At 49.4% G+C, this 12,833-nt stretch carries 9 protein-coding genes; all 9 read left to right on the top strand.

Annotated elements, in window-relative coordinates:
- Positions 1-1,880: dynamin family protein (locus PLA01S_RS06990; protein WP_174819190.1), on the top strand; the 1,880-nt coding region annotated here is incomplete at its 5' end.
- A gap of 529 nt (positions 1,881-2,409) precedes the next feature.
- Complete coding sequence (locus PLA01S_RS06985) at positions 2,410-4,188, top strand: ABC transporter ATP-binding protein (protein ID WP_127591015.1); 1,779 nt, start codon at positions 2,410-2,412, stop codon at positions 4,186-4,188.
- Positions 4,185-6,050, top strand: coding sequence for an ABC transporter ATP-binding protein (locus tag PLA01S_RS06980; RefSeq protein ID WP_127591013.1), 1,866 nt, complete (start codon positions 4,185-4,187; stop codon positions 6,048-6,050). Before PLA01S_RS06985 ends, PLA01S_RS06980 begins: the two co-directional genes overlap by 4 nt.
- 141 nt (positions 6,051-6,191) lie before the next feature.
- Positions 6,192-6,653, top strand: coding sequence for a GNAT family N-acetyltransferase (locus PLA01S_RS06975; RefSeq protein ID WP_071218337.1), 462 nt, complete (start codon positions 6,192-6,194; stop codon positions 6,651-6,653).
- Positions 6,654-7,005: 352 nt separating this feature from the next.
- Entirely contained in the window at positions 7,006-7,737 is a 732-nt protein-coding gene (locus PLA01S_RS06970; protein WP_127591011.1) for a CAP domain-containing protein, read from the top strand.
- A gap of 149 nt (positions 7,738-7,886) precedes the next feature.
- The gene (locus PLA01S_RS06965) at positions 7,887-8,741 is read left to right on the top strand and encodes a GDSL-type esterase/lipase family protein (protein ID WP_127591009.1); all 855 of its coding nucleotides are present in this window, start codon (positions 7,887-7,889) and stop codon (positions 8,739-8,741) included.
- A gap of 36 nt (positions 8,742-8,777) precedes the next feature.
- Entirely contained in the window at positions 8,778-9,746 is a 969-nt protein-coding gene (locus tag PLA01S_RS06960; RefSeq protein ID WP_127591007.1) for an ABC transporter ATP-binding protein, read from the top strand.
- Entirely contained in the window at positions 9,739-10,728 is a 990-nt protein-coding gene (locus PLA01S_RS06955; RefSeq protein WP_127591005.1) for an ABC transporter permease, read from the top strand. Before PLA01S_RS06960 ends, PLA01S_RS06955 begins: the two co-directional genes overlap by 8 nt.
- Before the next feature lie 115 nt (positions 10,729-10,843).
- Positions 10,844-12,823, top strand: coding sequence for a DNA topoisomerase IV subunit B (parE, locus tag PLA01S_RS06950; RefSeq protein ID WP_100536382.1), 1,980 nt, complete (start codon positions 10,844-10,846; stop codon positions 12,821-12,823).
- The last annotated feature ends 10 nt before the right edge of the window (positions 12,824-12,833 follow it).

Here is a 12,833-nt window from a genome sequence, read left to right as displayed (position 1 = left end):
GGCTGGATGCCGCGGCAGCCGAGCTGCGCGCCGCAGCAGCGCTGCTGGCGCCGCATCCCGCGCTTGTCTCGGCCGCGCGGGATTTGACCGCCCGCGCGGATGCGCTTGCGGGCGGCTCGTTCACTTTGGCGCTGTTCGGTGCGTTCAGCGCCGGGAAGTCCTCCTTCGCCAATGCACTGCTGGGCGAGTCGGTCCTACCGGTGTCACCGCACCCGACAACGGCGGCGGTGAACCGGATTCTGGCACCGGCTGAAGGGAATTCCCATGGTACCGCAGCCGTGCGGATGAAGAGTCGCGAGATGTGGTGGGACGATCTGAAGTACTCCTTTAGCGTGCTGGGTCTCCAGGAACCGAATCCGGGCAATTGGCGAAGCACGGCAGAAGGATTGAATCCAGCCGGTATTCACCCGGCAGGCTTGCCGCATTACGGGTTCCTGAAGGCCGCCGCCGCCGGTTGGGAAGTGATGGAATCCAAACTTGGTACGACGGAAACGGTAGAGCTGGCGGAATATCGGGGCTATGTGGCGGACGAAACCAAATCCTGTTTTGTCGACGGGATCGATCTGTATTACAGCTGTCCGATGACGGAGCAGGGGATTGTGCTGGTGGATACGCCGGGAGCCGATTCCCTGCATGCCCGACATACGGGCGTAACATTCAATTATATTAAAAATGCGGACGCCATCGTTTACGTAACGTATTACAACCATGCGTTTTCCAAAGCGGATCGGCAATTCCTGTCCCAGCTGGGCAGGGTTAAAGACAGTTTTGCCCTGGATAAAATGTTTTTTATCGTCAATGCCGCAGACCTTGCACAATCCGAAGAGGAGCTGGATGAGGTTGTGAAGCATGTTCGTACTAACCTGACATCCAGCGGGGTAGGCAGCCCGCATATCTTCCCCGTTTCCAGTCTGGCTGCGCTGGATAGTAAGCTGGATGGGGATGAAGCAAAATTGAAGGAATCGGGGTTCCCTGTATTCGAAGGAGCGCTTAGTCGATTTGCGGTTGAAGAGCTGCCAAGGCTTTCCGAGCGCGCTGCTTATGATGAACTGGCTTCGGTTAGGGACCGGATCAGAGCATGGGCCGATATGGCAGCCCAGGATGAGACCACGCGTGAGCGTAAAATCGTGGAGCTGGAAGAGGTTCATCAACAAGCCTTATCTCGCCTTGCGGCTTTAACGGAGTTTAATATGTCGCGCGACATCGCGCAGGAAAGCAGCGAGCTGCTGTTTCATGTACGGCAGCGGCTGGATTATGCCATGAACCGTTTCTTTCAGGAGTCGTTTAATCCTTCCGTGCTCCGGGAGGATGCAGGTCACCTGAAATCGGCCTTTGCGGCTTGCGGACGAGATTTGATGCGGACGATGTCCATGGAGCTGGATCAGGAGTTATGGGCGACAACGCTTCGCTTAGAGATGGCCGGCCGCAAATTAGCTGAAGACGCAGCGCTTAAAGCAGCAGCGGATATCAACGGTATGGCCGAGGGCTTGTCCCTTTCCATACGGGCGGATAAGGACTGGTCACCGCCGGAGCTGGAAGAAACGGATCTGCAAATACAGGGGGATTGGTTGTCCTTCTGGTCGTCCTTTAAGAACCCGAAGCATTTCTTTGAGGGAAGCGGAAGCTCCAAGCTTCGTGAAGCGGCTGAGCCGAAGGTGAAGGAAGCCGTGGCGAGTGTGGTGAGCATTCGAGAAGAGCAGCTGACAGACCACTATGTTCGGATGAGTGAGCGTTCATTGCAGCATCATGTCTCGGTGTTGGAGGAACAGCTGAAGGAATCCATGGCTGCCATTCTCGGTTCTCTGCAGGACGGCCAATCTCCGTTGATGTGGAGTAAGCTGGCGGATGAGCTGGAAGTTATGATTCAGGGAGCACGGTAATGACGGCTCTTATGCGATCAAGAGCAGTACACAACGGAATAGCATAGTTATTGTTGGTGTCAGAAGCTCCCATACGCATAGCGATTTTATGCAGCTTAAACTCCAAACTCATACTTCTCAATCAAAAGGCGTCCCGTATGCCACCATGGCGGGGCGTCTTTTTTCCTATGTTCACCGTGGGCTGATGAAGGTTAAGAGGATGGTATGACGTATTTTAATCCGCTACAGCGTTCGCACTGGGATGAAAACGGCTTAGGATATTACCCTTTTTCAAGCATGTTCAAAAAAGTCGGAAATCGTGGATGAAGCCTGATGGTTGAAGGGACTGACAATGTGATTATATCCCCTAGTATTAATGAGAATTTCCGATGATTTCATTATGAAACAAAGATAAGTTATACTATTTGCCCCCTTTAGGTCCTTTTGGCTCATTTATGACGGTTTTCCCTCTTTGCCGCGGGTTCAGGTCGATGATAAACTTCATAAATGCTACATAACCTGAACGAAAATAATCCAAAGGAGGATAAACATGAATGTTCTCAGGCAACTGCAGGGCTTCTTTTGGGAGAAACGAAGTTATCTTTTTCTTTCCATTCTGTGTCTGGCGATTGCAACCGCTTTAGGACTTGTCTATCCGCAGCTGTTGAAAGTGCTGATTGACGATGCAATCAAGCTGGAGAATTACGGCATCGTGCCGCAGCTCGCACTTACTGTGCTGGGTGTGGTAATTCTGAAAGCTTCAATGCAGTTTCTGCACGGTTTTTTTGGGGGAAGGCTAGGTAACTACCTGGCATACTCGTTACGAAACGCCTGCTATGAAAAATTGCAATTTCTATCGTTCCGCTATTATGACACGGCACGGACAGGGGATTTGATGTCGCGGCTTACCGGGGATTTGGAAGCAATCCGGATGTTTATCGGCTTCGGTTTTGCCCAACTTCTCAATTTAGTACTGATGATAACCTTTGGTTCCATCATGATGTTCACCATCAGCTGGCAATTAACGCTGGTTACTTTGGTAGCGATGCCATTCTTGGTTGTGGCAGCTCTGAAGTTCGAATCCAAGATCCATCCGGCTTTCCAGGAAATGCGTCTTGCGCTGAGCTCGCTGACGACCGCGGTTCAGGAGAATATTACGGGCGTTCGAACCGTAAAATCTTTTGCGCGTGAGCCTCACGAAGTGGAGAAGTTCTCCGAACGGAATGAGCGCTACAAAACCAACCAAATTTTTGCCTCTTCACTGTGGGCACGCTACTTCCCGATGATGGAACTATTTGCGAATATCAGTGTCGTCATTCTCCTTGCAGTCGGCGGTGCCATGGTTATCAAAGGTTCAATGACAGTTGGGGAGTTAGCAGCGTTCTTTACCTTGATCTGGTACATAATCGGCCCTCTCTGGGGAATTGGTTTCCACATTAACAACTATACGCAGTCCAAGGCTTCCGGTGAACGTGTGTTGGAGCTGCTAAATCAGCCAATTGATGTGGAAGACCGCGAACGTGCTGTAGATTTGGTGCCAAGCAAAGTGAAAGGACACGTCGTATTTGATAATGTCACCTTTGCTTACGGCAATAAGATGGCTGCAGTTAAAGATATTAATCTGGATGCGCGTCCCGGCTCTGTTATCGGTTTGCTTGGCGGAACGGGCTCTGGTAAGTCGACGATAATACAGCTCTTGATGCATGCTTACAATGTCAATCAAGGCAGTATTAAATTAGATGGAGTCAACATTAATGACATTAAGGTGCGGAGTTTACGCAGCCAGATCGCCACGGTATTCCAGGAGACCTTCCTGTTCTCATCCAGTATACGAAATAACATCTCTTACGGGATGAAGAACGTCAGTATGGAAGAGATTATCCGGGTAGCCAAGCTGGCCAAAGCTCATGACTTCATCATGGAGATGAAGGATGGCTATGATACCATCGTTGGCGAACGGGGAATGGGCCTCTCCGGCGGACAGAAGCAGCGGATCGCGATTGCCCGGGCTCTGCTGAAGGATCCGAAAATTCTGATCCTGGATGATGCCACCAGTGCAGTGGATATGGAAACCGAGCATGAAATTCAATCCGGCTTCCAGGAAGTCATGAACGGCAGAACGACGTTTATCATCGCTCACCGGATTTCCTCTTTACGTCATGCGGATGAAATTCTCGTTCTGGATGAGGGAAGAGTCGTGCAGCGCGGCAAGCATACTGAATTGATTGCAGTGCCAGGACCTTATCAGGATGTGTACAAAATACAATATGCGGACCTTATTGCGAAGCAAGCTCAAGCAGGAGGCACGCAAGGGCAGGTGCAAGCATGAACGCCAATGTAAATACTGAACCGCATCAAAAGCAAAAGATTCCGAGGCCGCGGAAGCCCTCGGAAGAAACCAATGAACGTTTTGTATACAAGGACGATGATGCGATTGAGAAACCGTTTAACTGGTCGCAGCTGACACGGCTGATCTCGTACATGAAACCTTATGCCAAGCAGATTCTCCCGCTGATCGGACTTATGATGATCATCGGTACCATTACGAAGCTTGCCATTCCGTTCTTGACCAGTTTGGCCATTGACCAGGCCATCGAACCGAAGAATGGGAATCCAAGTCTGACCTTGCTATATCAGATTACGATAGCCGTCCTGGCGATGTATATCATTCAATGGGTTGCCGGAATATTTCGTATCAAGTTTACGAATATCATCGGTCAGCGAGTGATATATGACCTGCGAGCGGATCTGTTCCAGCATATTCAGCGCTTGTCCTTTAATTTCTTCGACAAGCGTCCGGCTGGATCCGTGCTGGTCCGGGTTACGAATGATGTTAACTCCCTGCAAGATTTGTTTACTAACGGGGTTGTCAATCTGATCATCGACTGCGTGCAGCTAGTAGGTATTGTGGTCATCCTTCTCTTAATAAACTGGAAGCTCGGTCTTGCTGTTATTGTCACGGTACCGATCATGTTCTTCATCTCGACCAAACTCCGTGTACGTATCCGGCGTGCATGGCAGGATGTACGGATTCGTAACTCGCGGATAAACTCCCACTTGAATGAATCGATTCAAGGGATCCGCGTGACCCAAGCTTACACGCAAGAAGAAGAGAATATGAAGTTTTTTGACAACATGAACATGGACAGCAAAAAGTCCTGGGATAAGGCGTCTGCCATGAACCAAGGGTTTGGGCCTCTTATCGAAATTACCGGTGGTTTCGGTTCATTGATCTTGTTCTGGCTTGGTGCCGTGTTGATCCAACAAGGCGAGCTCACCATCGGTCTGCTCATTGCCTTCACCCAATATGTAGGAAACTTCTGGGAGCCGATCAACCGGCTTGGCCAAATGTATAACCAATTGCTTGTTGCCATGGCTTCCTCTGAACGTATTTTTGAGTTTATTGACGAGAAGCCGAGCATTGATGATCAGCCTGGGGCGAAGAAATTGCCGACGATTAAAGGGGATATCAAGCTGGAGAATGTGGTGTTTGAATACGAAAAAGGACGCCAGGCTCTCAAAGGGATCAATCTGGACGTGAAGGCAGGCCAGTCGATTGCGCTTGTCGGTCATACCGGATCAGGCAAAAGTACCATCATTAATCTGCTCAGCCGATTCTATGATATTACCGAAGGTAAATTAACCATCGACGGATACGATATCCAATCGGTAACGGTTGAAAGTCTTCGAAATCAGATTGGCATCGTGCTGCAGGATACCTTTATTTTCTCCGGTACGATTCGAGATAATATCCGGTTTGGCCGTCTGGATGCAACCAATGAGGAGATAGAGGATGTAGCCAAGGCGGTCGGGGCCCATGATTTTATCGTTCAAATGCCGGGCGGCTACGATACCGAGGTTGAAGAACGCGGGAATATGCTGTCCATGGGTCAGCGGCAGCTGCTGTCCTTTGCCAGGGCGCTCCTTGCCGATCCGCGGATTCTAATTCTGGATGAAGCAACGGCGAGTATCGATACCGAGACGGAATTGAAAATTCAGGAAGCTCTTAAAGTGCTGCTTCAGGGTCGAACCTCCTTCATCGTGGCGCACCGTTTGTCAACGATCCGCCACGCCGATCATATCGTTGTGCTTGATCACGGCAAGATAATCGAAGAAGGAAATCACAGCCAGCTTATGCAGAAGCAGGGTACGTACCATGGGTTGATTGAAGCACAATACCGATTTTTGTAAAAACGGCTTAACAAAGGTTTAACAAAACCGACACAAATGTAAAAAAAATGTCGCTTGATACTTGCAATCTTCTTCGTAAACTTACAAAATAGAAGTAGAGTTTACTCAGAATTCATAGAAGAAGGGAAGCATGAGGGTATAATGAGCATCGAAAGCGTATTATCTGCGCCTGCACTGCTGATTCGAAACTTTGAGAAGAATGATTTGGAAGCTGTCACATCCTTGATGCGCGAACTGAATTATCCGACCACGCTTAATGTGATGCGTGAACGGATGGAAGCCATGAACGACAATCCTTTATACGGCAATCTGATTGCTGAGGTTGATGGTGTTGTTGTTGGTATGATCATGCTTCGTCAAGTCAAATCCTTCACTATGACCGAACCGGTCACTCAAATTACTTCGGTTATTGTAACCTCAAGCTACCGCGGCCAAGGAATTGGCAAAAGATTGATTCGCGGTGCAGAGACATGGGGAAGACAGCATGGTAGCCACCTCTTGTTTCTCACAAGCGGCAACCGGGAAGAACTTGCTCCCGCACATGCATTTTATGAGCATATTGGATTTGAAAAGGCTGGATACCAGTTTAGTAAAAAGCTGTAGTCTTCGTCTTTTCATAAACCCATCCCAATTTTGGGGTGGGTTTTTTCTTGTTTTTCCCTAAAACTCGATTGGAAGACCACCGATATAAGAAGAGATTCTTCGCTTGATTAAAGCATCGATCCCTACATCATGTCTGGGACTAGAGCCGACTTGGTTTCCGGTGTATAGGTAGGAATTCAAGGACGCTTTTCCAACAATTGTAGGATTGCCGAAGGTATCAAATGTGTTACAATGTGTTCGTACGAGATTACAAAAATGTAACTATTGTTTGATCGTCCGGCACCCTAGAAATTCATCTTAGAAGGGGCGGTCAAGCAAACTCCACAACTATGAGCATAGGAGATGAGCATTCATGAACAACCATTGGATAAAGAAAATCGCAGGCGGGAGCATTGCTGCTGTACTGGCTGTCGGCATCATGCTGCCAACGACGGCGTCTGCTGCACCTGCTGAAAGCAATAATTATGTAAACTGGCAACAAAAGATTCAGAAATTCCTGGAGAGCCAAGGCTTGGAATCACAGTTTAAATGGGTGGTCGTTCAGAAGCCGCAAACGGAAAAACCTCAGGCGAACCAGCCTGCTGAAACTCCGCAAGCAAGTAAGCCGGAAACCAGCAAACCAGAAACGACTCAACCAGAAACAAGCAAGCCTGAGACCAGCGCTCCATCTACAACACCGTCCCAGCCTTCCGAGTCTGCGGGTACAACGGAACAATCGAATTTTGCTTCCGAGGTTGTAAAGTTGGTGAACAAAGAACGTGCGAATGCAGGCCTGAAGCCGCTTACGGTCCATGCTAAGCTGACAACCGTGGCACTCGATAAAGCGAAGGACATGAGCAATAACAATTATTTCAGCCACACTTCGCCAACGCATGGTTCTCCATTCGATATGATGAAAGCCTACGGTATTTCTTACGGCTATGCCGGTGAGAATATTGCTAAAGGGCAACGTACACCACAAGAAGTTATGAACTCCTGGATGAATAGTCAAGGTCATCGTGAAAATATCCTGTCTCCGAACTTCACCATGATCGGTGTTGGATACTACAACGGATATTGGGTTCAAGAATTCATCAGTGAATAAGCACTTATCTTGTTTCATATGAACAGGGCTGCCCCGGTCACGCATCGAAAGACTGCGTCCGGGGCAGTCTTCTTTGCGTGTTTTGATTTGCAAATTTTTAATAGAAGTCTTAAGGTAGTGTACATGAGGAATTTTGTAGGGGGAATGTCATGAAATCATCTGCATGGATATGGCGAATTACTGCCTCCGTGTCGGTTATAGTAACGATTGTGCTTATTCTTGGCTTTGTGTATGCATTTAAGGATATTAATGATCCGCAAGGACAGCCCTTGCTGACTGGTGGTGGAGGATCCGAGGCGTCCGAAGAAGAGACAGCGCCGGAAGAGCCGGAGAGCGCTCCATCACATCCGATTTTGCCGAATGATTTAAAGGTAACTGCGATTGGAGATTCACTGGCCAAGGGAACGGGGGACAATACCGGGAGCGGTTTTGTCCGTCGAAGCGTGGATCAATTAAATGGCGATGGCCGAACAGCGAGCCTGCTGGCGAATCTGGCCATAAACGGAATGACGACCGAAGGACTCCTTCCCAAGCTGGACGACAAGGGAATACAGTATGCCTTGAAGCAAGCCAATGTCATTATGCTTTCGATTGGAGGCAATGATATCTTTCAAGGCAGCGGGCTGATGGAAGGGGCGGCGGATTCCGATGAGATAGAGCTCGAACCTGCTAAGCTGATGGGTGCATTGCCGCAAGCATCTGAACGCCTGCGGGCGATTCTGGAGAAGATTCGCGCCATTAATCCGGATGCGAGAATCGTTTATATCGGTCTGTATCATCCTTTTTCCGATTTGGAAGACTTGCTCATACCCGGCAATATCGTGGTCTCTGCATGGAATCATGCGGTTATGGAGATCGTGAACCGGGATCCCAATATGACATTGGTCCCCACGTTCGATCTGTTTCAGCATAAGCTGGGCGAGTATCTGTCCTCGGACCATTTTCATCCGAACGGGGCAGGATATCAGGCTATAGCGGATCGAATTGTAGAGGGTATGCTGTAGGCATGATGAGGATGTCATATGGGGAGTTGGAATTCGATGAATGAACAAGCTCAAGAAATCGTACTATCTGTCCAGCATGTAAAAAAGAAAATCGGTCGAAAATGGATTATACATGATGTGTCGTTCGACGTGCGCGCAGGCGAAATATTTGGCTTCTTGGGGCCGAACGGGGCAGGAAAGACGACCACAATCCGCATGCTTGTGGACTTGATTAAACCGTCCTCCGGCAGGATCGAGGTCTGCGGTTATGATGTGAACCGCCAGCAGGAGCAGGCGCTGCGTTATATTGGGTCCATCGTGGAGAATCCGGAAATGTATTCGTATATGACAGGATGGGAAAATCTTGAGCATTTTGCGCGAATGCAGCCCGGCATTGACCAGCAGCGAATACAGGAAGTTGTGGATACGGTGAGACTGGATCGAAGAATTCATGACAAAGTGAGTACATATTCACTGGGAATGCGGCAGCGGCTCGGGATAGCCCAGGCGCTGCTCGGCAGACCGAGGCTGCTCATTCTGGACGAGCCGACCAACGGTCTTGATCCGAAAGGGATCAAAGAGATGCGGCAGTTCATACACCAATTGGCCGGAAAAGGATTGGCTGTTTTTGTCTCCAGCCATCTGCTGAGCGAAATTCAGCTGCTATGCGATCGCGTGGCGATCATCAGCAGCGGAAGAGTGCTTGCGGTTGGTGAGGTCGATGAATTAATTGCCGGCAGCAGTGATCATGTTATCTGGGATCTGGATCCCGCCGTGCAAGGCAAACGAATATTGCAAAAGCTGGATTATTGCCAAATTGTCGACCGCCCCGAGGAGGTGCTCGATGATAATTTGCTTGCAGGCATGTCTCCGGGCGCTGTTGTGACCCGTATGAGCACGACATACACGTCTAGAGCTGTGGAACGGCTGGTGGCCGCTGGTGTACAGGTCCGGGAGGTTCATCGGATCAATCCTACGCTGGAGCAGCTGTTCCTGCAGATGACGGAGGGTGAGAGCATTGAGTAACCTGTTGCCCCTGATCAAGAACGAGTGCATCAAAATTATCAAACGAAAGCGGTTCTATGTTGTCCTGCTGGTTCTTCTTGTTCTGGTTCCCATGTTTACCTATGCCCAGATGAAATCGGCTGAACGGAGCCGGGAGAAGTTCAATAGTGACTGGCGGCTTGAGCTTCAGCAGCGAATCACGGATAATGAGAATTCGCTTAGCAGTGACAGGGTACCGGATGAATGGAAACGATATAGGCAAATCTTTATTCAGCAAATGCAGTATTATTTGCAGCATGATGTGAATCCTAATCAACCAAACGGGGTTACGTTCACACGGGAATTTTTGAATAATGCGATATCCCTATTTATCCCGCTGCTCATTATGGCCATTGCTTCAGATATTGTCTCCGGCGAACGGACGACCGGTACCATCAAGATGCTGCTGACAAGGCCTGTGAAGCGATGGAAGGTGCTGCTGAGCAAACTGATCGCCCTGATCATGTTTACGTCTCTTATCGTAGTTTCCACCTTTGTCATTGCCTATCTGATCTCCGGTCTTGCCTTCGGATACAAGGGGTTTGAGATACCGGTATTCACGGGATTCCAAATTGTTGGGTCTGATGTGGATATGTCCGGCGTTCATGCTGTTCCGCAGTGGAAGTACTTGCTGATGCAGGGCGGCTTGGTGTGGTTTGTCGGCGTATGTGTCGGTATGCTGGCCTTTATGGTGTCCGTGCTGGTTCAAAGTACGGCGGCGAGCATTGTGATTATGATGGCCGCATTGATTGCCGGTAATATTCTGACGAATATGGCATCGGCATGGAGCAGCGCGAAATATTTGTTTATGGTAAACCTGAATTTGACCAATTATTTAGCCGGCAATTTACCGCCAATTGAGGGGATGACTTTAAATTTTTCCCTTGCCGTATTGGCCCTCTGGGCAATTTGTGCGGTTATTGTTTCATTCAGTGTCTTTACGAGAAGGGATATCTTGAATTAAAATGGACAAAGCATGAAACATTTGTTTGCATTTTTTAGGGAACAGCGTTCTTCTAAAATATTGAAATGTAGAAATAGAAATACACGAGATACGTGAATTTGAAGGAGGAGCATGAATGGTCGAACAGATCGATATGTTTGCAGAGTCATCGAAGAACGGCGGTAACAACCGTTCAGGATACGATGCTGACGACATTCAAGTGCTCGAAGGCCTCGTTGCGGTGCGCAAACGGCCAGGCATGTACATAGGGAGCACAAGCTCGTCAGGCTTGCATCATCTGGTATGGGAAATTGTGGACAACGCCGTAGACGAGCATTTGGCCAAGTACTGCTCGAGAATTGAAATTACATTGCATAAAGACGGGTCCGCGACGGTATACGATAACGGACGCGGTATTCCAACCGGAATGCACAAGACAGGCATCCCCACCCCGCAGGTTGTATTTACGATTTTGCATGCCGGCGGTAAATTCGGTGGTTCCGGATATAAGAAGTCCGGCGGTCTTCATGGCGTTGGCGCCTCGGTAACCAATGCGCTCTCCGAGTGGCTGGAGGTGGAAATTTACCGTGATGGTAAAATTCACCGCCAACGTTTTGAATATTGGCAGGACAAAAAAGGAAAAGAGCATGTCGGGGAACCGGTAACGGGCCTTGAGGTGCTTGGTAATACGAACAAAACAGGCACGAAGATTACGTTTAAACCGGATGCGCGCGTGTTTACTGCGGGAACGCATCTCAACTACGACACGCTTGCAGAGCGCTTACAGGAAATTGCCTTCCTGAACTCCGGACTCCGGATTGTTCTGAAAGACGAGCGTAGCGGCAACGGAGAAGAGTTTTTCTACGAAGGCGGCGCAAGCCAGTTTGTGCAGTTCCTGAATGAAGGCAAGGACGTGCTGCATGATGTGATCCATTTTTATGCGGAGAAGGATGATATCGAAGTCGAAATCGCCCTTCAGTATAATGCGGGATACACCGAAACGCTGGCTTCTTTCGTTAACTCCATCCCGACGCGCGGGGGCGGTACGCATGAGACGGGCTTTAAGACAGCGTATACCCGTGTCATGAATGATTATGCCCGCAAGAACAATCTTTTGAAGGAAAAGGACAAGAACCTGGAGGGGAATGATCTCCGGGAAGGCATGATGACCGTGATCAGCGTCAAGATGGCTGAGGTCGAATTTGTCGGCCAGACTAAGGACCAGTTGGGGAGCGCCTCTGCGCGCAGTGCGGTTGACAGCATTGTCACCGAGAAGATGCAAATCTTCCTCGAGGAGAATCCACAGATCGCGCAAACGCTCTTGAAGAAGGCCATCCAGGCTTCCAAAGCCCGTGAAGCGGCCCGTAAAGCAAGGGATGAAATGCGCAGCGGCAAGAAACGCAGCGAGAGCTCCAATCTAGGCGGCAAGCTGACGCCGGCGCAGTCCAAGGATTTTTCGAGAACCGAATTGTTTATTGTCGAAGGAGACTCCGCCGGCGGCTCTGCGAAGCAGGGACGGGATTCGAAAATCCAGGCTATACTGCCTCTTAAAGGGAAACCGATGAATCCGGAAAAGTCGAAGCTGGCCGACATCCTGAAGAATGATGAATACCGAGCGATTGTATCTGCCATCGGAGCAGGAATCGGTACGGAGTTCACCGCCGGGGACAGCAATTATTCGAAAATCATTATCATGACGGATGCGGACACGGATGGCGCTCACATTCAGGTGCTGCTGCTTACGTTCTTCTACAGATACATGAAACCGTTGATTGATGAAGGCCGCGTCTATCTTGCACAGCCTCCACTGTATAAAATCGCCAGCAAATCCGGGAAGCTGGAAACCATACGGTATGCCTGGACGGATGAGCAGCTGGCTAATTATTTGAAGGAATTCAAGAACTTTGAGCTGCAACGCTACAAAGGTCTGGGCGAGATGAACCCGGAGCAATTATGGGAAACAACGATGAACCCGGAAACACGGACATTGCTGCAGGTACAAATCGATGATGCTGCCAAAGCGGAGCGTCGCGTGTCTACGCTGATGGGAGATAAAGTAGATCCCCGCAAGCGGTGGATCGTAGAAAATGTCAACTTCGCGGAGTTTGAGGAATAGAAGGTGAAGG

Origin of the sequence: Paenibacillus lautus NBRC 15380, assembly GCF_004000945.1 — a bacterium.
Lineage (GTDB): Bacteria > Bacillota > Bacilli > Paenibacillales > Paenibacillaceae > Paenibacillus_AQ > Paenibacillus_AQ lautus.
The sequence above is the reverse complement of the archived record's forward strand: the minus strand, read 5'-3'. Positions and strand labels throughout refer to the sequence as shown.

Coding starts and splice junctions, on each gene's coding strand:
- PLA01S_RS06985 (WP_127591015.1), top strand. CDS start 2,410: ATGAATGTTCTCAGGCAACTGCAGGGCTTCTTTTGGGAGAAACGAAGT.
- PLA01S_RS06980 (WP_127591013.1), top strand. CDS start 4,185: ATGAACGCCAATGTAAATACTGAACCGCATCAAAAGCAAAAGATTCCG.
- PLA01S_RS06975 (WP_071218337.1), top strand. CDS start 6,192: ATGAGCATCGAAAGCGTATTATCTGCGCCTGCACTGCTGATTCGAAAC.
- PLA01S_RS06970 (WP_127591011.1), top strand. CDS start 7,006: ATGAACAACCATTGGATAAAGAAAATCGCAGGCGGGAGCATTGCTGCT.
- PLA01S_RS06965 (WP_127591009.1), top strand. CDS start 7,887: ATGAAATCATCTGCATGGATATGGCGAATTACTGCCTCCGTGTCGGTT.
- PLA01S_RS06960 (WP_127591007.1), top strand. CDS start 8,778: ATGAATGAACAAGCTCAAGAAATCGTACTATCTGTCCAGCATGTAAAA.
- parE (WP_100536382.1), top strand. CDS start 10,844: ATGGTCGAACAGATCGATATGTTTGCAGAGTCATCGAAGAACGGCGGT.